18 protein-coding genes and 1 tRNA gene are annotated in these 23,364 nt (G+C 60.8%); 7 read left to right on the top strand and 12 right to left on the bottom strand.

The window, feature by feature from the left end:
- Positions 1-48 precede the first annotated feature (48 nt).
- Positions 49-1,254, top strand: coding sequence for a class I SAM-dependent rRNA methyltransferase (locus tag RA29_RS15250; RefSeq protein ID WP_039687317.1), 1,206 nt, complete (start codon positions 49-51; stop codon positions 1,252-1,254).
- Positions 1,251-1,799, top strand: coding sequence for a PIN domain-containing protein (locus tag RA29_RS15245; protein ID WP_039687315.1), 549 nt, complete (start codon positions 1,251-1,253; stop codon positions 1,797-1,799). The genes RA29_RS15250 and RA29_RS15245 overlap by 4 nt, the downstream gene beginning before the upstream one ends.
- Here the strand turns inward: RA29_RS15245 and RA29_RS15240 are convergent.
- Positions 1,796-2,491, bottom strand: a complete 696-nt coding sequence (locus RA29_RS15240) for a M48 family metalloprotease (RefSeq protein WP_039687872.1) — start codon at positions 2,489-2,491, stop codon at positions 1,796-1,798. The genes RA29_RS15245 and RA29_RS15240 overlap by 4 nt on opposite strands.
- 140 nt (positions 2,492-2,631) lie before the next feature.
- On the opposite strand from RA29_RS15240, the gene RA29_RS22000 reads away from it, so the two are divergent.
- On the top strand, positions 2,632-3,822 hold the full coding sequence (locus RA29_RS22000; protein WP_052249674.1) for a calcium-binding protein: 1,191 nt from the start codon (positions 2,632-2,634) through the stop codon (positions 3,820-3,822).
- On the opposite strand, the gene RA29_RS15230 is transcribed toward RA29_RS22000, so the two are convergent.
- The 5 genes from RA29_RS15230 to RA29_RS15210 all read right to left on the bottom strand — a co-directional run bounded on the left by RA29_RS15230 (position 3,819) and on the right by RA29_RS15210 (position 8,064).
- Positions 3,819-5,006, bottom strand: a complete 1,188-nt coding sequence (locus RA29_RS15230; RefSeq protein ID WP_039687313.1) for a VWA domain-containing protein — start codon at positions 5,004-5,006, stop codon at positions 3,819-3,821. The genes RA29_RS22000 and RA29_RS15230 overlap by 4 nt on opposite strands.
- 1 nt (position 5,007) lies before the next feature.
- Entirely contained in the window at positions 5,008-5,178 is a 171-nt protein-coding gene (locus RA29_RS15225) for a hypothetical protein (protein ID WP_039687311.1), read from the bottom strand.
- Between the two features lie 34 nt (positions 5,179-5,212).
- A complete protein-coding gene (locus RA29_RS15220; RefSeq protein ID WP_039687309.1) occupies positions 5,213-6,571 on the bottom strand; it encodes a DUF2927 domain-containing protein in 1,359 nt (452 codons plus the stop codon).
- Positions 6,572-6,576: 5 nt separating this feature from the next.
- Positions 6,577-7,032 (bottom strand): GNAT family N-acetyltransferase, encoded by a 456-nt coding sequence (locus tag RA29_RS15215; RefSeq protein ID WP_039687307.1) that lies wholly within the window; start codon positions 7,030-7,032, stop codon positions 6,577-6,579.
- A 192-nt stretch (positions 7,033-7,224) separates the two neighbouring features.
- Complete coding sequence (locus RA29_RS15210) at positions 7,225-8,064, bottom strand: MoxR family ATPase (protein ID WP_039687305.1); 840 nt, start codon at positions 8,062-8,064, stop codon at positions 7,225-7,227.
- 183 nt (positions 8,065-8,247) lie between these two features.
- Here RA29_RS15210 and dksA point away from each other — a divergent pair, with 183 nt between their 5' ends.
- Positions 8,248-8,670: an RNA polymerase-binding protein DksA gene (dksA, locus tag RA29_RS15205; RefSeq protein ID WP_039687868.1), complete on the top strand. Its 423-nt coding sequence runs from the start codon at positions 8,248-8,250 to the stop codon at positions 8,668-8,670.
- A 357-nt stretch (positions 8,671-9,027) separates the two neighbouring features.
- On the opposite strand, the gene RA29_RS15200 is transcribed toward dksA, so the two are convergent.
- The 4 genes from RA29_RS15200 to rocF form a co-directional block, all read right to left on the bottom strand.
- A complete protein-coding gene (locus RA29_RS15200; protein WP_152613026.1) occupies positions 9,028-10,386 on the bottom strand; it encodes a hypothetical protein in 1,359 nt (452 codons plus the stop codon).
- 399 nt (positions 10,387-10,785) lie between these two features.
- A complete protein-coding gene (locus RA29_RS15195) occupies positions 10,786-12,180 on the bottom strand; it encodes a hypothetical protein (protein WP_039687301.1) in 1,395 nt (464 codons plus the stop codon).
- Between the two features lie 315 nt (positions 12,181-12,495).
- Positions 12,496-13,542, bottom strand: coding sequence for an ornithine cyclodeaminase (locus RA29_RS15190; protein ID WP_039687300.1), 1,047 nt, complete (start codon positions 13,540-13,542; stop codon positions 12,496-12,498).
- 12 nt (positions 13,543-13,554) lie between these two features.
- Positions 13,555-14,475 carry an arginase gene (rocF, locus tag RA29_RS15185; RefSeq protein ID WP_039687298.1) on the bottom strand — a complete coding sequence of 307 codons (921 nt, stop codon included), beginning with the start codon at positions 14,473-14,475 and terminating at the stop codon, positions 13,555-13,557.
- A 105-nt stretch (positions 14,476-14,580) separates the two neighbouring features.
- Between rocF and RA29_RS15180 the strand changes: the two genes are divergently transcribed.
- On the top strand, positions 14,581-15,006 hold the full coding sequence (locus RA29_RS15180) for an Lrp/AsnC family transcriptional regulator (RefSeq protein ID WP_039687297.1): 426 nt from the start codon (positions 14,581-14,583) through the stop codon (positions 15,004-15,006).
- Here RA29_RS15180 and RA29_RS15175 read toward each other — a convergent pair.
- Both RA29_RS15175 and RA29_RS15170 read right to left on the bottom strand, forming a co-directional pair.
- Positions 14,987-15,460 carry a disulfide bond formation protein B gene (locus RA29_RS15175; protein WP_193743539.1) on the bottom strand — a complete coding sequence of 158 codons (474 nt, stop codon included), beginning with the start codon at positions 15,458-15,460 and terminating at the stop codon, positions 14,987-14,989. The genes RA29_RS15180 and RA29_RS15175 overlap by 20 nt on opposite strands.
- A complete protein-coding gene (locus RA29_RS15170; protein WP_039687295.1) occupies positions 15,457-16,068 on the bottom strand; it encodes an exopolysaccharide biosynthesis protein in 612 nt (203 codons plus the stop codon). The genes RA29_RS15175 and RA29_RS15170 overlap by 4 nt, the downstream gene beginning before the upstream one ends.
- 158 nt (positions 16,069-16,226) lie before the next feature.
- Between RA29_RS15170 and RA29_RS15165 the strand changes: the two genes are divergently transcribed.
- Together RA29_RS15165 and RA29_RS23255 are read left to right on the top strand one after the other, a co-directional pair.
- Positions 16,227-16,312 (top strand) — tRNA-Leu (locus RA29_RS15165).
- An 868-nt stretch (positions 16,313-17,180) separates the two neighbouring features.
- Positions 17,181-23,063 (top strand): cadherin-like domain-containing protein, encoded by a 5,883-nt coding sequence (locus RA29_RS23255; RefSeq protein WP_052249673.1) that lies wholly within the window; start codon positions 17,181-17,183, stop codon positions 23,061-23,063.
- Positions 23,064-23,364 lie beyond the last annotated feature (301 nt).

Raw genomic sequence — 23,364 nt, 5'->3', positions numbered from 1 at the left:
CATTTCTGGCCTTTCGCAGTCCCGCCATTGGCACTAGAGGGTAGCGCTATGACTGCCTCCCCCATCCCCGACCGCCCCGTTCTGCGCATGCGTCCAAAGATGGATGCGCGGCGCATTCGCCATGGATTTCCATGGGTCTATGCCAATGAGGTGGTACTGGACCGTCGGACCAAGGCGCTGGTACCCGGTACGCTCGCGGTGCTTGAGGATGCCAATCGCAGTGCCCTGGGCCTTGTGGCTGTTAACCCGCTTTCAAAGATCGTCGGGCGTGTCCTCGACCGAGATCCAGCAGCTTCGGTGGACGCCGACTGGCTGCGCGCGCGCATCTCACAGTCGCAGGCCCTGCGGGAGCGGCTCTTTGATGCGCCGTTTTACCGTCTGATCCACGCCGAGGCGGATGGCCTGCCCGGTGTCATCGTTGACCGCTTTGGTGATGTGGCCGTGATCCAGCCCAACGCCGCCTGGGCCGAGACCCATCTGGACCTGATCGCGGCAGCGCTTGCCGAGGTCGCGGGTGTGACGCACCTGATCAAAAATGCCAGCGGACGGACCCGCGCGCTTGAGGGCTTGGACGATCAGACCGTCATACTGGCCGGGCAAATGCCGGATGCGCCGATCCCGGTGCCGATGAACGGTGCCACCTACATGGCCGACGTGGCGGGCGGCCAGAAGACGGGCCTGTTCTTTGACCAGCGGCCTAACCACGCCTTTGCTCAGTCGGTGGCCAAGGGCGCGCGCGTGCTGGATGTGTTTTCCCATGTGGGTGGGTTTGGACTGGCCGCACTGGCCGGTGGCGCGGCCCATGCGACTTGCGTGGATGGCTCTGCGGCCGCTCTTGAGCTGGCCGAGCAGGGGGCATCTGCCATGGGCGTCACTGACCGGTTTGCCATACGACAGGGCGATGCGTTTGACGTGCTGAGCGCGCTGCAGGAGGAAGGCGCGCAGTTCGATCTGGTGATCTGCGATCCACCTGCGTTCGCGCCTTCGAAACAGGCGCTGGATGCGGGCCTGCGCGCCTATGAACGGGTGGCGCGGCTGGCGACCCCTCTTGTGGCCGAGGGCGGCATTCTGGGTCTCTGCAGTTGTTCACACGCCGCCGATCTGGCCAAGTTCCGCACGGCCTCCGCCCGTGGCATCGGGCGGGCCGGTCGGTCGCCTGCGCTGCTGCACACGGGCTTTGCCGGGCCGGACCACCCGCAACTGCCGCAACTGGCGGAAAGCGGCTATCTCAAGGCGCTGTTCTTCCGCCTATGAAAGTGCTGATCGACGCCAATGTCCTTTACCCGACCGTCATGCGTGAGGTGGTGCTGGGGGTGGCCGCGGCCGGGCTGTTCGAGCCGCAATGGTCCGACCGCATTCTTGAAGAATGGGCGCGTGCCGCCGCGCGGTTGGGGCCGGACGGGGAAGCACAGGCACGCGGTGAGATCGCCATGCTGTCGGCGCGTTGGTCGCGCGCCACTGTCCGATACGCCCCGGAGCTGGAGACCCGACTGTGGCTGCCAGACCCTGCGGACGTGCATGTGCTGGCCGCCGCAATCGCAGGATCGTCCGACATCATCCTGACATCGAACGCCAAGGATTTTCCGCGCAATATCTTGGCCGAAGAGGGGCTGTCGCGGGCCGATCCAGACGGCTTCCTGCTGGGATGTTTCGAGGCGCAGCCAGAGGCGGTGTCACGCGCAGGTCATGCGGTTCTGACCGAAGCCAGACGTCTTTCCGGCGACGATTGGACGATGCGCAGCCTGATGAAGAAAGCGCGCTTGCCGCGTCTTGGCAAAGCACTGGAGCGGCACAGTTAAGGCGCGGGTACCTGCGCCCATTTGGCTTCCAGATCTTGCAGCGCTTTGATCCGTTCGGTGGTTTTCGGATGGCTCATCAGCCACGCAGGCACGGCACCTGAGTTTGACTTCGTGAGCTTTTCCAGCTTTTCGAACAGGGAAATCTGCGGTCCGATCCCGATGCCCGCCTTGGTGAGTAGTGCGGCGGCATAGGCGTCGGCCTCGTACTCGTCACTGCGCGACAGACGCGCGGCCAGAAGCGTGGTCAGAGCGTTGGCAATCAGCACGCCAATGCCGGGGATGAAGCGCGACAAAACCATGGCAAGCGCCGTGCGCAGCGCGTTCTGCCCCGAAAAGTCGATCATCCGGCGGCGGCTGTGGCCGAGGGCCACATGGCCCAACTCATGCGCAATCACGCTCGCCATTTCCGACGCGGATACGGCCCCTTGCCGAAACTTGTTGTAGAACCCGCGCGTGATGAAAATGCGCCCGTCCGGGGCGGCGAGGCCGTTGACCGGGTCAATCTCATAGATGTGCACCCGGATCCGCTCAAGATCCAGCGCAGCGGCCATCTGGTCGCACATTTGGCGCAGCATTGGGTCGGCCAACTCTGTCGATTGCGCATCAAGCTCGCGCGCCATGCGCCAGACCGAAAAACGGTACATGACCAGCCCGTAAATGATGGCCAGCAGGATCGGGGTGAATTTAATCATGCCTTGGATATGGGGCGCAAACCGCCTGTGGGCAATATGCAACATCCCTTGAAAGGGGAGCGGGCTTTGTCTGTCTCTATTTCGCGTCAGGGTGACCATACTGTACCGTCAATTGTGTTGTTTAACGAAAGGCATCTGATATGGAATTGGCCCTCCTCGCTGCATTGGGACTGGTTGCCTTAGGCTTTGGATTTGCGAACGACGATGATGACGCAAATGTGTCTGATGCGGAAACAGGCGAGTCCGCGTCTTTCCCAGAGACGGTGATCGAAGGAACACCTGGCGGCGACGATATCGTTGCCGGTTCCGATGCGGAGTTCATCCGCGGACTGGATGGGAACGATACCATCGATGCAGGTGGCGGTGATGATAGGGTCGCCGGTGGCAGTGGCGCGGATTATCTCATTGGGAACGACGGTGCAGACACTCTGCTGGGCAGTCTGTCGAACGACACACTTCTGGGTGGACGAGGCGACGATGTGCTGAACGGCGGGTTTGGTGCAGATAACATTGATGGTGGCGACGGCGACGATTCCATCGAAGGTGGGGGAGGCGCTGACACGCTGTTTGGTCGGAACGGCGACGACATGCTCGACGGTGGCGCTTGGCAGGACGAGCTAAACGGCGGCTCCGGTGATGATACGCTGCAGGGCGGTTTCGGTGCCGATACCTTGTCCGGCGGCCTTGGTGACGACCTTCTCGATCTTGGGGAACGTGATGCGGTTTACCGAGGGAATTTTGAATTTGCGGATGGTGGTGAAGGCAATGACACGATTTTTGGAAACGAGGGGCAATATCGTCTGATTGGCGGTGCAGGAGATGACGAAATCCATGTTTCCGGTCACCGCGACACGAATGGTGATATCGCATCGAATGTATCGAATTCCGTGCGAGCGGGCAGCGGTGAAGATACGGTTTATGTGCGCGCTGGTGAATCGGACGACATGCGGGCTAACGTGTCGATCCGGTTGAACGACTCCGAAGAGTTCAATGGATCGATTGAAGATGCTGCAGACCTAGTCGTTGTTCAGAATGAAAACGCGCTGATCTCCATTTCGCAGTTTCAATATGGCAGGGAAACAGATGGCACGCGCGATCAGATTGACCTTACCGATATCACCGGGCCAGACGGCGGGCCGATCACCACAGACGACATGACCCTTGCCTTTTTCGGTTTCGAGAACCAGAGCTTCGCTGTCACCATGGAGACAGGTGATGCCGGAGAGATATTGCGTTTTGAGTTCAGCCAGACTGATCTTGGCGGCGCGGATCCGAACGCGCCCGATTTTTCTCAAGACGTGTTTCTGAGAAACATTTTTATGCTTGCCTAGCGCGTCAACGCCCGCATGCCCCGGCTCAGCCCGTCGAGCGTCATAGGGACCATGGTGTCCTTGCCAAAGATTTCCTGGATCATGCCGATGGAGTGGGTGTAGCCCCAGTATTTCTCGGGCACCGGGTTGATCCACAGGTTCGACGTCCACTGATCCCGCGCGCGGGAGAGCCAGACCTGACCCGCTTCCTGGTTCCAGTGCTCATTGGCGCCGCCGGGATAGGCGATCTCATACGGCGACATGCTCGCGTCGCCTACGAAGATGCACTTGTAGTCGGGGCCGTAGGTGCGCAGCACCTCGTGCGTCGGTGTCTGAGCGTCCCAACGGCGGCGATTGTCGCGCCAGACCCCTTCGTAAAGGCAGTTGTGGAAGTAGAAGTATTCGAAGTGTTTGAATTCGGACTTCGCGGCCGAAAACAGCTCCTCCACGATCTTCACATGCGGGTCCATGGAGCCGCCAACATCCAGGAACAGCAGCACTTTCACTGCATTGCGCCGCTCGGGGCGCGTTTTGACATCGAGGTATCCGTGTTCCGCGGTCGCGCGGATGGTGCCGTTTAGGTCCAACTCTTCCGCTGCGCCATCTCGCGCCCAGCGGCGCAGGCGTTTCAGCGCAACCTTGATGTTGCGCGTACCGAGTTCAACCGTGTCGTCCAGGTTCTTGAATTCACGCTTGTCCCAGACCTTGACCGCGCGCTGGTGGCGGCTTTCCTTTTGGCCGATCCGGACGCCTTCGGGATTGTAGCCGTAAGCGCCAAAGGGCGAGGTGCCGGCGGTGCCGACCCACTTGTTGCCGCCCTGGTGGCGGCCCTTCTGCTCCTCAAGCCGTTTCTTGAGGGTTTCCATGAGCTTGTCGAAGCCTCCTAAAGCTTCGATCTCCTTCCGCTCTTCCTCGCTCAGATGCTTTTCTGCGAGCTTTTCCAACCAGTCTTGCGGGATGTCCACCGCTTCTAGCACCTGATCAATGCTGATCTGCTCCAAGCCTTCGAATGCAGCAGCAAAGGCGCGGTCGAACTTGTCGATATTGCGCTCGTCTTTGACCATCGCTACGCGGGCGAGGTAGTAGAACGCCTCGACATCGTAAGTGGCCAGCCCCGCCTTCATCCCTTCGAGAAAGACAAGGAACTCGCGCAAGGACACCGGCACGCCGTTCTTCCGCAGGCTTTCGAAGAAGGGCAGGAACATGTCAGCCTCGCATCGCGCGGTCGATCATGACGGTGGCGATCATGCCCACGATAACGAAGGCCAGAGCGTAACCCGCTGCATATTGCAGGATGTCGAGCCGGTTGCCGTTGCGCTTGCTTGCCGTATATCCGCCGATCAAAGCGCCCAGAAGGGCGGCCACGATAACGATCATTTGCCTTGCCTCTCAATGCCTTGGGGCGGCAAGTTCACCCTTTCAGCGGGCTCAGCGAGGAGATTTCCCGCAGCTTGGCCCGCACCGCCCAGTCAGAGCCGAATCCGTAGCGCGCCCACCCCAGGCTGTCCAGCCTGACCGTGCGTGCCTCGGCGGCGCGGCCTTGCAGGTCCAGTGCCTCGGCGCGCAAGAGCAGAAGTGTCGACAGAAGTGCTGCGTTTTCGTTGCGGGCAGCCCGGTCGATATGGGGGGCGAGCGTGATCATGGCGGCGTCGCCATCGCCGCGGCTGATGGCATAGGCGGCCAGTTGGGTGGCGACATAGGCGCGGTGCAGGTCGGCACCTGGTGTCGCTGCATAGAACTGGTCGGCAGCGCGGAAATGGGACTGCGCGGCGCTAGGATCGCTGGCGAGCAGCAGACGGCCATTGGCGTAGTGAGCAAAGGCGCGGCGGTGATCTCGCCAGCCCATTGCTTGCGCAATGTCGAGCGCGCGTTTGGCGGCCTCCCTGCGCTGCGCGGTGGTGGCACCGGGGCCGAGGGCCGTTTGTACCGCCTGGCTCCACGCCCGTGGCGTGCGGGTTGCGTATTTGGCCGGTAGGCCCTCACCACCCGGATTGATGCGGGCAAAGATCTGCGGCAAGCGCTGTGCCACCTGTCCGCGCGTCATGCCAGAGCGGAGTTCAGGTGAATAATACGCTTTGAGCATCAGCATGTCGAAGCCCGTCAGGACAGTGTGCACGTTGTCGTCGTTGAACACGCTGTCGGGCAGGCGGTAGAGGTCGTTGAGCGGGCCAATGGCTTGCGCCAGTTCCTCGTGCAGGCAATCGCGCACCTCTTGCGGGCTTGCATCATTGGGCAGGAAGATGGCCAGCCGCTCGCGCGTGCGCAGGTTCGACCAGCTTGTGCGCGGGGTACGGCGGTTGGGCTTGTATTCCGAGATGGTCGTGATGTTGGGCACGACGAAACAGGCGGCATGGGGCAAGGCCTTGCGGATGTCCTTGCGGGACACGGCCTCAATCGTGATGTTGGCCGGGTTGCCCGGGGCGGCTTCGTAGATGTCGATGTTCGCCTCGCTCCGCAGCCGGTGCATTAGGCGGCGCAGGTCGGTGCCGAGCGATGCGGGCGGGGCGCCGGTGACGCGGACCGATATGGGGCCTTCGAAGCGGGTGAAGACAGGCAATTCGCGACCCGATTCCAGTTGAAAGCTGAGTTCGATGAAATCGAGTGCCAGGTCGTTGTTGGACCGGATCGGCTGGACCGGGCGCGGCGCGCCAAAGGTCTTCATCGGGGGCAGGTCGTTTCCGGACGACAGGGCGCGCGTCGGCGTGTCGCCTGGCGTGACGGGCACACAGGCGTTGAGCAACAGAACGAAGGGCAAAACAAAACGGCGCATCTGGCTTATCCCCGATCGTACTTGATGAAGGGGGACAGGGTGCCGACGCGGTCGTAGAGCTTGCGGGCCTGCGTGTTGGTATCCTGGGTGAGCCAGTAGACCGAGGACGCTTTTGCGGCGTCTGCTGCGGCGTAGACGCCTTCGATCAACGCGCGGCCAATGCCACGCCCCCGGACAGACGGATCGGCATAGAGGTCCTGCAGATAGCAGACATTCTCGACCTTCCAGCCATGGCGGTGGAACAGGTAGTGGGCAAGGCCGACAAGCCTGCCCTTATCCTCGGCCACAAGCGCGTTGAAATCCTGGGGGTCATCGCCCAGCAGGCGGTCGAAATATGTGTCGAAAATCTCTTTCGGGCGGGATGTCTCGTAAAAGTCGAGATAGGCTGCCCACAGACCATCCCACGCGGGGCGATCCGACGACAAAAGAGGGCGCACTTTGAGTGCGTCTGTACCGGTCATTATAACTGCCTGCCTGCCTTTTAGCATATTGGATGCGGGCGTTTTCGCCTCTCATCACGGTCAGCGTATGGAGCAATTCAGGCAAAATAAAGGTTTTTTGTCTTCAAATCAGACAGGTGTCGCGCGGGCGCGCGGAATGTGACCCAAAAGACTCGCCTTTTGGGTCACATGCTTACGTAAAGTGCGATGACGTCAGCGTTGGCCGCGCGCCATGAAGGCAAGCCGTTCGAACAGGTGGACGTCCTGTTCGTTCTTCAAGAGCGCGCCATGCAGTTTGGGCAGGGCCGAGGCGCCGCCGGATTTGAGGTCTTCGGCGCTCATATCCTCGGCCAGAAGCAGCTTGAGCCAGTCGAGCACTTCGGAGGTGGACGGCTTTTTCTTCAGCCCCTGCTGTTCGCGGATTTCGAAGAACTGGGTGAGGGCCGTGGTCAGCAGGGCTTCCTTGATCCCCGGGTGGTGGACGGCCACGATCTGCTTCATCGTTTCCATGTCCGGGAAGCGGATGTAGTGGAAGAAACAGCGGCGCAGGAAGGCGTCGGGCAGTTCCTTTTCGTTGTTCGAGGTGATGATGACCACGGGGCGCTGGCGGGCCTTGATCGTCTCGCCGGTCTCGTAGACGAAGAACTCCATCTTATCGAGTTCCTGCAAGAGATCATTGGGAAATTCGATGTCGGCCTTGTCGATCTCGTCGATCAGGAGGACGACTTTTTCGTCGGCCTCGAACGCCTCCCAGAGCTTGCCTTTCTTGATGTAGTTGCCCACGTCGTGGACCTTGTCCTCGCCCAGCTGGCTGTCGCGCAGACGGCTCACGGCGTCATATTCGTAAAGGCCTTGCTGCGCCCGCGTGGTCGATTTGATGTTCCATTCGATCAGCCGCAAACCAAGGCCCCGGGCCACCTGTTTGGCCAGCTCTGTCTTGCCCGTACCGGGTTCACCTTTGACGAGCAGGGGCCGCTCCAAAGTGACGGCGGCATTCACCGCGATGGTCAGGTCGTCGGTGGCGACGTAGGCGTCTGTGCCCTGGAATTTCATGTGTGTTCACCCATTTGCGGCAATCTCTTCATCACGCAGCTTTTAGCCAATCTGGGGCGGGAATGGGTAGTGACAATCCCATGTCCCTCGGATAGACGCTGCGGCAGGGAGCTGGTCGGGGCAAAGCACAGGACCAACTGGGGAGCCGCTATGGCCAACGTCAGTCGTATCGAGGGGAATGAGATGAAACAGGAAGTTTTCCTGCCGGATGACTATCGTCCGGCCGAGGACGAGCCGTTCATGAATGACCGGCAGGTTGAGTATTTCCGCCGCAAGTTGCTGAATTGGAAGAACGAATTGCTGGCGGGCAGCCGCGACACGATCGAGGGGCTGCAGGACGGCACGCGCAATATTCCCGACGTCGCGGACCGCGCGTCCGAGGAAACCGACCGCGCGCTGGAGCTGCGCACGCGGGACCGGCAGCGCAAGCTGGTGGCCAAGATCGACGCAGCACTGCGCCGGATTGACGAGGGCGAATACGGATATTGCATCGTGACGGGCGAGCCGATTTCGCTCAAACGTCTGGATGCGCGGCCCATCGCGACCATGAGCCTTGAGGCGCAAGAACGTCACGAGCGGCGCGAAAAGGTGCATCGCGACGATTGATCGGTTAACGCACCGTACGGTGCGGGCTTGGGGTGGTCGTCGCCCCAAACTGCAAATTTTGGCCGGGAAACTGCGCGTTTTCCGCACCCCGAAAAGCCCCGGTTTCCGGGGCTTTTTTGCAAAGTGCACATTTTGACGGTGAAACTGCGTGTTTTGCTGCGCTGTGCGGGTTCAGCTTCTGTTAGGATTTGCACGCTCGTTCATGTTTGTCCGGGTGCGTTCAGGATTGGTTAAGACCTGAGCAGCGGAGGCCTGCCAGACAGTCCACGCAATACAAAACGCACACCGGATTTTCGCCGACCGAACCGCCGGGCAGAAAGAGCGTGGCAGGCACGCTCTTCCCGGTTGTGCGGCGCGTTACACGAGCGTCAGCGCGTTGTCCTCAAAGGGGCGGTTGTTGATGTCGTAATCTGTCACGACGAGACCTGCGTAGTGGTCGTTCAGTGTGCCGCTGCCAATGCCGACGAAGTCCACGTGATCTTCGAACCCTTCGACGGCATTTGTGATCTCGAGGATGTAGAGCGTGTATTCCAAAATATCGACATCGGCCGTGACGATGTGGAAGCCGTAGTTGACCAGCGTGCCCTCCTCATAGACGCCCGCGGGGATGGTGTAGGTGTCGCGCACCTCGTTTACGACGGTAAAACTGTTGGTGCGTGTCACAGAACCGCCCGTGCCACCGGTGGTCGTCAACGAGGCGGATGCACCGATCCCCAGAAACTCGCCGGAGGCTTCGATCGTCGAGGCGACGGAAACGTTCCAGTTGTATTCGGACGCGGTGGTGTGGGCCTGTTCTGTGCGCAGCACCCATGTGGTCGAGGCTTCGCCCTTGCCAATGACGATGGAGTTGGATTCGGAGGTCGGGATCAACTTGGTCGGGCGCACGTCGAGGACGCGCAGGTCGCCGTTCACGTTGGTGTAGGCGGCTTTCATCTTGTATTGGTCCAACACGCCATCGTTGTTCAAATCGAACCTGCCCTGCGCCCCGGAAATGTCCAGGTCCCGGGCGCCCGGATTGACCAAGGTTGGTTGGTCCAGCCGCTCGAACGGGGCAGGGTTGTCCAATCTGGTTTCAACCTTGTCGTACCCGATCAGACCATTGGGAAACACGAGCGCGGAGGCAAATGAGTTCCCTTCGGGTCCCGCAGGGGTTCTGCTGGAGGCTTCGGCCGTGCCAAATGCGGTTTGGACGGTGTCGTTTTCGGCAGCGGTTGCATAGGCGGCCAACGCGGCGGCGTCCGCCGTGCCCTGAAGCCGGGCAACAACTTCTGCGCCAAAGTCACCATCAGAGGCGTCTTGGAAGGTTTGATAGAACGCCTGCTCTGCGATTTCTTCGATCAAAGTTGCCTTGAGGTGCGCGCCGCTCAAATCCGCGTCGAGGACGATCCGGCCATTATGTGTGGCGATGCCGTCAAGTTTTTGCCCGTCCGTGGCGCGCAGGTCTTGTGTCAGTGTCATGTCCAATGCGTCACCCATGAGCGTCAGGGCATCTGTGCCGGTGCGGATGTCAGCCGCCTGTGCCAGATCGAGTAGCTCCGCGAATTCGGCTAGTGTGTCTGTCTGTGCGTCGGTGAGGTCCGTGTCTTGGGTACCGCGCGCCAGCAGCGATTGGGTCAGTGCGTGTTGACCTGTGGTCGCCGTGTCCGGTGTGTCGTGTTGGAGGCCCGCGTGAAACACGAAGCTGTCGTCGGCGGTCTGTAGTGCGTCGAGTGGCATTTGCATTTTCCTTTTGAACTTGCGTCTTCAAGTGCAGTAATGCGGAGGGAAGTGGCTCTCGCATTTGCATTTTTAAATTTTAAAATGCTGATTCGGTGTCGGGCGCAGTGTAAGTCAGCGCATGGGCAAGATCTTGCGATGGCTTGCGGGCCGGGGTGGCGTGTAAGTGACAACACAACCCTTGGTTGGTTTTTTGTGCGCAAAAATGCCGGCTTCCGTTGGGGATGACGCCGGTTTTTGCCGGGCGCGCTGTGGTATCGCGTTTCTTCGGACGCGGTTTTTTTGGGGGGGAGGCACGCCTGATTGGAGGCGTGATTGTCGAGCAAGGCGCTTTGACACCTTTGCAAGATATGGATTGGACAGAGCGATGTGTTCGCTCTGTCCGTCTAACGAGATGTTTCAGGCAAAAGCCAGAATCTCTCCGCCCAAGGGGGGATTGTTGACGTCATAGTCGGTCATGACAAGACCGACATAGTGGTCTTGAACGATCCCTCGGTTGAAGCCTTCGAAACCGACAAACTCTCGAACCCCTTCGTTTCGCGAGTTGGTGATTTCGAGGTCGTAAAAGGTGTTTTGTGCAACATCCACATCTCCCACGATCATGTGGAAGCCGTAGTTCACCAGGGTGCCGGGTTCGTATGCGCCCGCTGGAATAGTGTAGGTTTCACGCACCTCGTTGGCGACAGTAAATTTGTCGGTCGACCTATTGCTGCCGCCGCCCTCGGTTGTTGCCGTCAACGATGCTGACAAGCCAACCCCCAAAATCTCGCCCGACGCCTCCAAACCAACGGCAATTGATGAGTTCCAATTGAATTCCGACGAGGTTTCGTAGCTTTGCTCCGTCCTCAGTACCCATGTCGTCGAGGCCTGACCTTGACCGATCAGGATGGAATTCGACTGTGACGTTGGGATCAGTTTTGTGGGTGTCTGGCCAATCACTTGAAGGTTCATGAACGCATTTGGTTCGACCGCTCTGAGTGCATATTGATCCAATACGCCGTCGCCGTTCAAATCGTATTTCCCTTGAATACGGGACAGATCTAACTCCGCGGCGGTTGGGGTCACCAGAGGCTCCCTAAAAAATCTGTCGCCTCCGTAATCCTCTGGGGCAATGGAAGTGAAAGTGATGTTGTTAACTTCATCGAGGTCGTTGCTGCGGGAGATGTCTCGGGTGAGAGCACGGGCGATCCCTGCGTCAACCGGACGCGACACAGCCGCTTCTGCCGTCCCGAATTCGGTTTCTACCGTGTCATTTTGCGCGTCGGAGTTGAATGCGGCGAGTGCCGCCGGGTCGGCTTCCCCAGCGAGGCGGGCGGCCACTTCGGCGCCGAAGTCACCCTGCGATGTGGTGTCAAACGCGTCTTTGAACGCGGCTTCGGCGATTTCTTCGACAAGCGTGGCTTTGAGTGCGGCGGTCGTCAGATCAGCATCAAGGATGATCTGGCCGTCTTCGGTTGCGGCGCCGTTTAGTTTTTGGCCGTCGGTGGTGCGGAAGTCTTCGACGAAGGTGATGTCGAGCTGTTCTCCGAACTGCGCGATCACGTCGGACTTTGTCTCGAGCTCGGCGGCGGATGCCGTGTCGAGCAGGTCGGCATAGTCGGACAGGATGTCTGACTGTGCCTCGGTCAGTTCGGAGCTGTCGATATCGCGGCTCAGGAGCGCTTGGGACAGCGCGAATTGACCTGTGGTCGCGGTGAGCGGTGAGGACAGGTCCGACGGGGTGATGAATTGAAATTCATCGGTGCCGGAGTGAGGTGCATCGAAGGGCATTTCGTCTTCCTTGTGGTCGTTCATCTTCAGGGTTCATTGCGCGAAGAGTGACGTGCGCAAGGGCAAGGTGGGGGCCGTTGACGCTGATTCGCACCAAATTGGATTCCCGTTTTACGAGTAGGCAAATTGATGCTTGCCGCCGCCGTGCGCGTCGGCATTGAAATGATGACGCAACCCCGGATTGAATTTTTGGGCTGAGCGGTGCCGCATGCGCCGCCTTAAAGCGGCTGAAACATGCTGGGCTGTGCTGCGCATGCGGGGTGTATGGACGCAAATGGGGCGTCGTTGATGCGATAAAGGGCGACGTGTATCGGAAACTTGGGCGGGCTGACGTGCCTGTTATCCCTTCGCCCGTGTCAGCATTCCGAAGAGATCGCGCGGATCGTCCGGGTCGGCCAGCAGGTCGAGCGGGTGGTAGTAGGGCGTGCCGTTGATCCGGTCGCGGACGTAGCGGAGGGCGGAGAAGTCTTCGATCGCGAAGCCGACGCTGTCGAAGATGGTGATTTGTTTGTCGGAGGTGCGGCCCTTGGCCTGGCCGGTGAGGACCTGCCAGATTTCGGTGACGGGGTGGTCGTCGTCCAGTTGCTGGATGTCGCCCTCGATCCGGGTTTGGGGCGGGTATTCGACGAAGATGTCGCCGCGTTTGAGGATGGCGGGGGCGATTTCGGTTTTGCCCGGGCAGTCGCCGCCGATGGCGTTGATGTGGACGCCTGCGCCGACCATGTTGTCGGTCAGGATCGTGGCGTATGCCTTGTCCGCCGTGCATGTGGTGAGGATTTGTGCGCCTTGGATGGCGTCCTCGGCCGTTTTGCACTGCGTGACCCTGAGCCCGGTGCCCGCGAGGTTGGCGGCGCATTTGGCCGTCGCTGCCGGGTCGGTGTCATACAGGCGGACTTCTTCGATGCCTGCGATGGCTTGCATGGCGAGGGACTGGAATTCCGACTGGGCGCCGTTGCCGATCATGGCCATGGTCTTGGCCCCTTTGGGCGCGAGGGTGCGTGCGACCATGGCGGAGGTGGCCGCCGTGCGCAGGGCCGTGAGCATGGTCATTTCCGTCAGCAGGACCGGGTAGCCGGTGTCCACATCTGCCAGCAGCCCGAAGGCCGTGACCGTTTGCAGCCCGTCGGCGGTGTTCTTGGGGTGCCCGTTGACGTATTTGAAGCCGTAGGTCTCGCCGTCTGACGTGGGCATGAGTTCGATCACCCCTTCGGCGGAGTGGGAGGCGACGCGGGGCGTCTTGTCGAACAGCTCCCACCGTTTGAAGTCGGCCTCGATGTAATCGGCCAGCCCGCGCAGCATGTCGGCCACGCCGATGTGGTGGATCAGCTGCATCATGTGATCGACGGAGACGAAGGGGACGAGGGCCTTGTCGGAGGGTTCTTGCATTGTCTGTCTCTCTTAATAGGCGCGGGTGGGGCGGTCGAAGACGCGGCGCCCGAAGGCGGAGGCGGTGAGGTCCACCATCAGCTGTGCGGTGCGTCCGCGTTCGTCGAGGAAGGGGTTGAGTTCGACGATGTCGAGGGAGGAGAGAAGGCCGCTGTCGCAGATCATCTCCATCACCAGGTGCGCTTCGCGGATGGTGGCGCCGCCGGGGACGGTGGTGCCGACGGCGGGGGCGACGGAGGGGTCCAGGAAGTCGACATCGAGCGAGACGTGGAGGAGGCCGTTTGCTTTTGCGACCCGGTCGAGGAAGGCGGTGAGTGGCTTGGCGATGCCGTGTTCGTCGATATGGCGCATGTCCACATACGTGACGTCGGTCTGTTCGATGGCGGCGCGTTCTTCGACGTCGACAGAGCGGAGGCCGAGCATGGCGATGCGTTTGTGGGGGACCGGGTGGGGGACGGGCGGGAAGCCGTCGAACCGGTCGCGCCCCGTGACGTAGCCCATGGGTGTGCCGTGCAGGTTGCCGGAGGCTGTGGTGGCGGGCGTGTGGTAGTCGGTGTGGGCGTCGAGCCAGAGGACGAAAAGGGGGCGGTTTGCTTTCGCGGCGGCGTTCGCGAGGCCGCGCACGGTGCCGAGGGCGAGGGCGTGGTCACCGCCCATGAAGATGGGGATTGTGTTTGGTGTAACCGCTTCGGCGCGGTCGGAGAGGGCTGCGGTCCAGGCGATGGTTTCTTGCAGGGCGTGCAGGTGGGTGCCGGTGATTTCTGTGAAGGTGGCGGGGCTCACGTTGCCGGTGTCGGTGACGCTGTGGCCGAGGTCCGACAGCGCCGTGTGAAGGCCCGCGGTGCGCAGGGCGTCTGGGCCCATGAGGCAGCCTTGGCGGCGTTTGCCGCTGTCCATGGGCACGCCGATCAGGTCGATTGTTTTGGGTGTCATCTGTCGCCTCACGTGTTGTTGTGTGAGATGTCTGATCAATTTGCGTCGTAGACAAGCGGTCAAAGTGGACGTATCGGAACCTGATTGATCGGATCGGAGGTTCGCATGGACGATATTGACAACCGTTTGATCGCGGCGCTGCGCCATGATGCGCGGGCGTCACTGTCGGATCTGTCCATTCGGTTGGGCTTGTCCCGCACGACGGTGCGGTCGCGGATCGAGAAGTTGCAGACGCGCGGCGATATTGTCGGCTTTACTGTGGTGCTGAAGGCCGACACGGCGCGCGATCCGGTGCGGGGGCTGATGATGATTGGGATCGAGGGGCGGGGGACGGAACGCATCATCCGCCAGCTTCAGGGCATGGTCGAGGTGCGCGCGGTGCATTCGACCAATGGACGCTGGGACGTGATTGTCGAGATCGGGACGGAGACTCTGGAGCGGTTTGACGCTGTGCTGTTCGACATCCGGCGGCTGGATGGGGTCGTGGCGAGCGAGACGTCGCTTCTGTTGTCTACGCGGAAGTCGGCCTGACGCGGAGGGCGGCGACCCAGACGCCGGCGATCATCAGCGACAGGACCATGTTCCAGCCTGCCATGGAGAGGCCCGCGAATTGCCACGCAATCTCATCACAGCGGATCAGGGGGGCGGCCATGATCTGGTCGAAAAGCGCGTCGGGGTCGAGCCCGTCAACGGCACCTGCCGAACAGCTTGAGGGGCCTTGCCACCAGCCTTGTTCCACGCCGACATGGTAGCCGCCAATGCCAGCCGTTGTGAGGGTTGCCAGAGCGCCCAAGGCAAGGAGGGCGGGACCTGGAACAACCACCGCAAGCGCGCCGAGCACAGCGGCGACTGCATGGGGGTAACGTTGCCAGACGCACATTTCGCAAGGCGCGTATCCCAATGCCTGAAAGATGAACGCGCCCGCCAGAAGCAGGGCGGAGCCCGCGGCGGCCGAGACAATGAGACCTTTGCGTGTGCTGATCATAGGCCGATCCACGTCTTGATCAGGCTGACCAGCGTTGCGCCCGCAAAAAGGAGCGTTCCGATCCACGCGGTTCCGAGGGCCGCACCGAGCAGAACGAGGATGCCGTCCCGTTGCAAAAGTCCCATGGCCACAATCACGACGGCAAATCCGGGCACCGTATTGGTGCCAGGCAGGGGCACGAGGATGGATGCGCTGAACAGCACCAGCGCGAAACCGACGATCCGGTCGAGCGGTGCGTGCGTCAAAACGGTCAGCCGCGGTCGGCTGACGGCCTCGATCCGCTTTAACCACGGGGCAGAGCGACGGGAGAGCGTGCCGAGACCCTCAGCCGAGAACGTCCGGGTGCTGAGTTTGCTGGGCAACCAAGGCACGCGGCGGCCCAGAAGGATTTGTGCCGATACAAACATGAGTGGCAGGGCCACGATCTGTGGCAGGCCGTAGAGGAAGGGCACGCAGCAGGGCAGCGCAAGAATGAGAAGGAACAGGCCAAAGGCGCGTTCGTGCAGTTGCGCCATGATCCAGTCCAGCGTCACGGACTGCCCGTATGCGTCAGACACCAATTGCGTCAGCCGATCCGAGATCGTCAAATCCTGCGCTGTTGATGCCATGATGCGAAATCTCCTGCATGGTCGGCATGCGGTATCAAATCATCCACCGATGTGCCAGTGCCAGCGCTGTTGCCCTGCGGATGTGGTCAAAAAATGTCGTCCGGGTCGCGTGACCCCCGCTTGCCCATGCCAATGTCCCGGTGTAGGAGAAGCGCGAGGCCCAAGTGGCGGAATGGTAGACGCAGGGGATTCAAAATCCCCCGCCTTTGCGGGCGTGCCGGTTCGAGTCCGGCCTTGGGTACCAGCCTCATCGCGTTTTCGAGCACATCTGTTTCTGGCGCGGCCAGCGTCTGGCGCGGGCGTTTTTATGTGCGATGTCAGCGCGCTGTCGATTCGTTCATTTTTGTGTCCTTGTTCCATGCTGCGCACCAGTGGGCGAAATCTTTCAACATTGGTGTCAGTTCGTGAACGTATGTTTTTGGGAACGCGGCAAAATCTTGACGGGTTGACGTAGGGTTAATTGTTTCACCGCGAGAAACCCGACGTTGAATCCGGGCATCGGCGAGAAACCGCCGTAATGATGTGAATACAGACGCTTAGGCGAAAAAACGCGCATTCGTGTCAGTATGCCGGAAGGTCATCTTCAACCGGTAGTGGTAGGACTGTTCCGTAAGGGCACATAATGCGCGTCGAGATTGCGGCAATGCTGACGTTTTTCGGACATTTTTCCCTTTGTTTGCCTCAAACGCCGCCGTAAGAACATTCTTGCCCAACTGGGGGGCGATGTCTGTAGGTCAAGGGGGCGACCGCACAAGACGCACTGGGAAGGTGCGGGAAATGTGTGTTCGCTGGGTTGCGTAAGCAACAACTGATGCGTGTGTGCGTCGGGCGTTTCGCCCGTGTTTGTAGCGCTGTGGACCGTCATTTTCCCTCATTTTTGGCAGGCGTGCGTGTGGATCGCCCAGTTACCGACTGCGTCGCCTCGTCCGGGTGAAGAGTGAGGGAAAGATGGAGACGTTTCCATGTGCAGATCAACGCACATCATGATGCCGCAGGCGTTGACCGCGTGGTCGTTTGCCCAAGAGGCCGGCGCGTCCGTTTCCATTCTTCATAGTGTATCTTTTTCGGTCGCGTTGCGTGCTGCGCGCAACCCTGCCTAGGAGGCCTGATCCATGACTAAATTTATTGATTTCAATTCCCTGGCCACCGGCACAGTGGTTGATAACGAGTTTTCGGCCGAAGGCGTGACCATCTCGGCCGTGGGTGGGTCGAACAAGGCGATGATCTTCAACACCGCGCATCCGACCGGTGGCGACAGCGACCTGCGCACGACCAACCTGGGCAAGGCGCTGATCATTTCGGAAGATGGCGACAGCCATGATCCCGATGACAATGCGGGCGGCGGGAAGATCAACTTCACCTTTGACGACCCGTCGTCGGTCAACCGTCTGACCTTCCTCGACATTGAAGAGGGCGCGCGGGTCAAGTTCTTTGACGCGGATGGGCACCTGATCAAGTCGGTCAGCATCCACGACACTGACGACAACGGACAGGCCATTGTCGATTTCGATGTCGATGGCGTGAGCCGTATGGAAGTTGAGCTGCACGGCTCGGGCGCTATCGACAACCTGGTGTTCGACACCACCGGCGACGGTGTGGTCGAGGGTGACAATGACGCCAACCTGATTGACGCCGGTTTCACCGGCGATCCCGAGGGCGACATGATCGACGCGGGCGATGCGCTGCTGCCAGGTGAAGGCCCGGATGACGACATCGTGGACGCGCTGGGGGGTGACGACACCATCAAGTCGGGCGATGCCGATGATGAGGTCTATGCCGGGTCCGGCGATGACAGTGTGCTGGGTGGCGACGGTGATGACGTCATCTATGGCGACAGCAACTATGCCGGGCCGGGCGCAGGTGTGTCCGAGCGCGAGGTATTCGAGTGGGAGAAGTCCCCGTTCGGTGACGGCAACGATCTGGGCAACTTCACGCAGGACACGGGCAATGTGACCGTGTCGTTCAAGATCCTGAGCCAGTCCGGTGCGTCCGAGACGATCCAGTCCGATGACGACCAGAATGTGTCGAATATCGACGGTGACGGCAATAACATCGACGACAACAGCTCGCTTGACAACGTGTTGAATGGCAAGGGCAATTCGGCTGATTACGAGCTGTCCTTCTCTGACCCGGTCGAGGATGTGTCGTTCCGCATCAATGACATTGACGGCGACGGCGTGGTCCGGGTGAAGGCGTATAACGCCGCCGGTCAGCAGATCGAGGTCAACCTGGAGGGCGGCAGCAATCTGACACTGAAGGACACCGACGGTGTGTCCGGCAATGACACGGCAGACAGCAACGGTGGCTATCTGGACGACACGTCGGATGAGTATTCGGTGCTGGTCAGCATTCCGGGGCCCGTTGCACGGATCGTGATCGAGCATGATCAGGACGGCAACAACAACTCGGGCATCAACATCACGGATGTCTATTTCGATGCGCCCATCGTGGATGATGGCGAGGCGGGCAATGACGTCCTGCAAGGCGGTGCCGGTGACGACACCATCTTTGGCGAGGACGGCGACGACACGCTGAAGGGCGAGAATGACGACGACACCCTGGTCGGCGGTGACGGCAATGACCGTCTGGAAGGCGGCAAGGGCAATGACCTGCTGGATGGCGGCGATGACCGCGACATCCTGCTGGGTGGCTCGGGCGCCGACACCGGTTTTGGCGGTGGCGGCGATGACGAGATCTGGATGGGGTCGGGCGATGACGTGGCCGAGGGTGGCGACGGCAAGGACTGGATTCACGGCCAGACCGGCGATGACACGCTGGATGGCGGTGCCGATGACGACATGGTCTTTGGCGAGGATGGCGATGACGTTCTCATCGGTGGCGGCGGTGACGACCTGCTGAAAGGTGGCGCGGATGCCGACACCATCTTTGGCGGTTCGGGCGACACGGTCGATGGTGGCGCGGGCGGCTTTAACGCTGATCCGGCACTGAACACCGACAACGATGTGCTGGACCTGACGGGTCAGGGGCCGTTCTTCCTGGACAACGTGACCCCGGACAGCAACGGCAACGGCATCAACGGCACGGTTGTGTTTGTCGATGGTGACGGCAATCCGAACGGGCTGACCCTTGCCTTTACCGAGATCGAAGAGGTCATTGGGGACGAGATCAACCGCGGCCCGGATGCGGTGGATGACACCGCGATCGTGGCTGAGGACGGCAGCGTTGTCATCAACGTGCTGGCCAATGACAGCGATCCCGACATCGGCGATGTGCTGAGTGTGACCGAGGCGACGTCGCCCGATGGGGATGTGACCATCAATGCCGACGGCACGCTGACCTTTGAGCCGAGCGAAAACTTCAACGGCGACACGACGATCAGCTACACCATCTCAGACGGGAATGGTGGCGAGGACACGGCGACGGTCAATGTCACTGTGACCCCGGTTAACGATGCGCCGGATGCCATCAACGACACCGCAACCACGGATGAGGACACGGCTGTCACCATCGACGCGCTGGCCAATGACACGGATGTGGATGGCGACGACCTGACCATCACCGGTGCCTCTGTCCCCGCGGACCAAGGCACGGTCGAGGTTGTGGACAACAAGCTGGTCTATACCCCTGCGCTGAATTTTAATGGCGATGCGACCATCAGCTATGCCATTTCGGATGGCAACGGGGGCACGGACACCGCCGAAGTCACTGTTACCGTGAACCCGGTCAACGACGATCCTGTGGCGGTCGATGATCTGGCTGACACGATGGAAGACGAAGCCGTTGTGATCGACCTTTTGGGCAATGATACGGATGTGGATGGCGACACGCTGATCCTTGATGCCGTATCGGTGCCTGCCGATCAGGGCAGCGTGGTGGACAATGGCGACGGTACCGTCACCTTCACACCTGCGCCGAACTTCAACGGCACGGCGACCATCGACTATACCGTGTCGGACGGGAATGGCGGCACCGATGATGGCCAGGCCATTATCAGCGTGGGCGCTGTGAACGATGGCCCGACGGCTGTGGACGACACCGCCACGACCGACGAGGACACGCCTGTCACCATCGACGTGGTTGCCAATGACACCGATCCAGACGGCGATGCCCTGACCATCACGGGGGCCTCTGTTCCTGCGGATCAGGGCACGGTTGAGGTCGTGGACAACAAGCTGGTCTACACGCCTGCCGAAAACTTCAACGGTGATGTGACCATCAGCTACGCGATCACGGACGGGAATGGCGGCACGAGCGCTGCCGAAGTCGCCGTGACCGTGACCCCGGTGAACGACGATCCGGTGGCCGTGGACGACATCGAGACCACGGACGAGGACGTGGCGGTTGTTGTCGATCTGCTGGGCAACGACACGGATGTCGATGGCGACACGCTGGAAATCGGATCGCTGAGCGTTGATCCGGCGGAAGGGTCGGTCGTGGACAATGGTGACGGTACTGTCACCTTCACGCCTGCGCCGAACTTCAACGGCCCGGCCACGATCACCTACACCGTGATCGACGGTAATGGCGGCGAGGACACGGGCGAAGCCGTGGTGTCCGTGGGGGCCGTGAACGACGGCCCGGTGGCTGTGGATGACAGCGAGACGACCGAGGAAGACACGCCCGTCACCATTGACGTGTTGGCCAACGACACCGACGCCGATGGCGATGATCTGACCGTGATTTCGGCTGTTGTGCCCGCGGATCAGGGCACCGCAGAGATCGTTGACAACAAGGTGGTGTTCACCCCGGCTGAGAACTTCAACGGCGATGTGACCATCACCTACACCATCTCGGACGGGAATGGTGGCACGGATGTTGGCGAGGTGTCGGTGACTGTGACCCCGGTCAACGACGCGCCCGAGGCCAATGACGATGCCGAGACCACGCCCTTCAACACCGCCGTGGACATCCCGGTGCTTGCCAATGACACGGATGTGGATGACGATGCGCTGCGCGTGACCGAGGCGACCTCGCCCGATGGGGACGTTGTCATCAACAGCGATGGCACGCTGACCTTTACGCCCAATGACGGGTTCGAGGGTGATGCGACCATCGACTACACCATCACCGACGATGAGGGCGGCTTTGACAGCGCGCAAGTGACCGTGACGGTCGAGCCGAACCCGCTGGACGGCATTGTCGAAGGCACCGACGATGGTGAGTTGATCGACGAGGATTATACCGGCGATCCCGAAGGGGACATGGTCGACAACGGCGACAACATCTTCTCGGACGATCCGGCGGATGCTGACGATGACATCATCGAAGCGGGCGGCGGCAATGACACCATCATTGCCGGTCAGGGCGAAGACGTGGTTGACGGCGGTGATGGCGATGACCTGATCGAGACCGGCAACGGCGACGTGATGCCTGATCTTGGGTTCCCCAATGATGACGGCACGCCTGCACCGGGCTTCCCCTTCGGCTTTGCGGCTGACGAGGATCCAGAGAACGACCGCGACTCCGTTGACGGTGGTGCGGGTGATGACACGATCAGCACGGGTGATGATGCCGATACGATCACGGGCGGCACCGGCGATGATGTGATCGACGGTGGCATCGACGATGACGAGATCTTTGGTGAAGACGGCTTTGACCGCATTGTCGGCGGTGAGGGCAACGACCTGATCGAAGGTGGCATCGGCGACGATACCATCTATGCCGGTAATGATCCTGATCTGGGTCTGGACCAGTTGAATATCGAGGATGACGGATCGAACCCGATCTTCCCGTCGGATCCACGTCCCGACAACGGGATGGACACGGTCTTTGGCGGGGACGGCAACGATCTGATCTTTGGTGCCGACGACGATGACGAACTGTACGGCGAGGACGGCAACGACACCATCGACGGTGAGATCGACGACGACTTCATCGACGGTGGCATTGGCGACGACAGCCTGCTGGGCGGTCAGGGCAACGACACGATCGAAGGCGGAGAAGGCAACGACTTCATCGACGGGGGTCGAAACGCTGACACGCTGAACGGTGGTGCGGGCAACGACACCATCCTGGGCGACAATGGCGCCGATGTGATCAACGGTGGTGAAGGCGACGATCTGATCGACGGCGGCACCGGTGACGACACGCTGAACGGTGATGGCGGCAACGACTCGATCCTTGGCTCGACCGGCGATGACGTGATCGACGGGGGCGCTGGCAACGACACGATTGATGGTGGCAATGGCGGCGCGGACATCATGTCCGGTGGGGCCGACCGCGACCTGTTCGTGAATGTCGATGCGGGCGAGGTTGTCGATGGCGGCAGCGAAGGCGATGACTTTGACACGCTGGACCTGCGCGGTTCCGTGCAGGGGAACGGTTCCCTCAAGGTGGTCTTTACCAACCCGGATTCCGACGGCAACGGCTTTGACGGTGTGGTCAATTACTTCGACACCAATGGGGACCAGGTTGGTCAGCTGACCTTTACCAACATCGAAGATGTGATCCCCTGCTTTACGCCGGGCACGCTGATCGCGACGCCGGGTGGTGAGCGCCGGGTGGAGGACCTGAAGCCGGGCGACCGGGTGATCACCCGCGACAACGGCATTCAGGAGATCCGTTGGGTTGGCCAACGCGCGATGACGGGTGAAGAACTGGCCAAGGCGACGCACCTGCGTCCGGTCCTGATCCGTCAGGGGGCCTTGGGCAAGGGTCTGCCAGAGCGTGACATGCTTGTGTCGCCGCAACACCGTGTGCTTGTCGCCGACAAGAAGACGGCGCTGTATTTCGACGAGAGCGAAGTTCTGGTCGCGGCCAAGCACCTGACGGGCATGGATGGGATCGACGTGGTGGACGTGTCGGAGACGACATATATCCATGTCATGTTCGACCAGCACGAGGTCATCCTGTCGGATGGTGCATGGACCGAGAGCTTCCAGCCGGGCGATATGACACTGAACGCGATGGGGGATGCGCAACGCGCTGAAATCCTGGAGCTGTTCCCGGAGCTGGAGACGGTGGACGGCATTGCCAACTACGCCTCCGCACGTCGGAGCCTGAAAAAGCACGAGGCCAAGCTGCTGACGCAGTAAGGGCGGCGCGCCTTATCAGCCAATTCATGCAGCGTCCTCGCGATTCGGTTCGCGGGGATTCAGGAAACGGGGCAGGGGGCTGCACCCGTTTCCTGTGTTTAATGGTGTCCGTATAGGTCTATTGTTTCCGCAACGGTTCCGTATGGTGCTGCAATGCGGCATCTTTGTGCAGGAAAATGGCGACGGTGCGTCAACTATACTTTTTCCCCCTGAAGATTTGCCACGTTTTGAATTAAACCAGTGTCTCGGGTGTTGGATCTGTGGGGGCAGATCAGCGCCCCGGTAATTTGTTTGAGCGTAT

The sequence above is a fragment of the Tateyamaria sp. ANG-S1 genome (assembly GCF_000814025.1).
Classification (GTDB): Bacteria; Pseudomonadota; Alphaproteobacteria; order Rhodobacterales; family Rhodobacteraceae; genus Tateyamaria.
Note: the sequence above shows the minus strand (reverse complement) of the source record. Positions and strands in the feature narration are given on the sequence as shown.

Excerpts from the sequence above, each read along its gene's own strand:
- RA29_RS15245 (WP_039687315.1), top strand. The coding sequence starts at position 1,251 with ATGAAAGTGCTGATCGACGCCAATGTCCTTTACCCGACCGTCATGCGT.
- RA29_RS15220 (WP_039687309.1), bottom strand. The coding sequence starts at position 6,571 with ATGCGCCGTTTTGTTTTGCCCTTCGTTCTGTTGCTCAACGCCTGTGTG.
- RA29_RS22000 (WP_052249674.1), top strand. The coding sequence starts at position 2,632 with ATGGAATTGGCCCTCCTCGCTGCATTGGGACTGGTTGCCTTAGGCTTT.
- RA29_RS15215 (WP_039687307.1), bottom strand. The coding sequence starts at position 7,032 with ATGACCGGTACAGACGCACTCAAAGTGCGCCCTCTTTTGTCGTCGGAT.
- RA29_RS15175 (WP_193743539.1), bottom strand. The coding sequence starts at position 15,460 with ATGATCAGCACACGCAAAGGTCTCATTGTCTCGGCCGCCGCGGGCTCC.
- RA29_RS15250 (WP_039687317.1), top strand. The coding sequence starts at position 49 with ATGACTGCCTCCCCCATCCCCGACCGCCCCGTTCTGCGCATGCGTCCA.
- RA29_RS15170 (WP_039687295.1), bottom strand. The coding sequence starts at position 16,068 with ATGGCATCAACAGCGCAGGATTTGACGATCTCGGATCGGCTGACGCAA.
- RA29_RS15195 (WP_039687301.1), bottom strand. The coding sequence starts at position 12,180 with ATGAACGACCACAAGGAAGACGAAATGCCCTTCGATGCACCTCACTCC.
- RA29_RS15240 (WP_039687872.1), bottom strand. The coding sequence starts at position 2,491 with ATGATTAAATTCACCCCGATCCTGCTGGCCATCATTTACGGGCTGGTC.
- RA29_RS15200 (WP_152613026.1), bottom strand. The coding sequence starts at position 10,386 with ATGCCACTCGACGCACTACAGACCGCCGACGACAGCTTCGTGTTTCAC.
- RA29_RS15230 (WP_039687313.1), bottom strand. The coding sequence starts at position 5,006 with ATGTTCCTGCCCTTCTTCGAAAGCCTGCGGAAGAACGGCGTGCCGGTG.
- RA29_RS23255 (WP_052249673.1), top strand. The coding sequence starts at position 17,181 with ATGACTAAATTTATTGATTTCAATTCCCTGGCCACCGGCACAGTGGTT.
- RA29_RS15190 (WP_039687300.1), bottom strand. The coding sequence starts at position 13,542 with ATGCAAGAACCCTCCGACAAGGCCCTCGTCCCCTTCGTCTCCGTCGAT.
- RA29_RS15210 (WP_039687305.1), bottom strand. The coding sequence starts at position 8,064 with ATGAAATTCCAGGGCACAGACGCCTACGTCGCCACCGACGACCTGACC.
- rocF (WP_039687298.1), bottom strand. The coding sequence starts at position 14,475 with ATGACACCCAAAACAATCGACCTGATCGGCGTGCCCATGGACAGCGGC.
- RA29_RS15225 (WP_039687311.1), bottom strand. The coding sequence starts at position 5,178 with ATGATCGTTATCGTGGCCGCCCTTCTGGGCGCTTTGATCGGCGGATAT.
- RA29_RS15180 (WP_039687297.1), top strand. The coding sequence starts at position 14,581 with ATGGACGATATTGACAACCGTTTGATCGCGGCGCTGCGCCATGATGCG.
- dksA (WP_039687868.1), top strand. The coding sequence starts at position 8,248 with ATGAAACAGGAAGTTTTCCTGCCGGATGACTATCGTCCGGCCGAGGAC.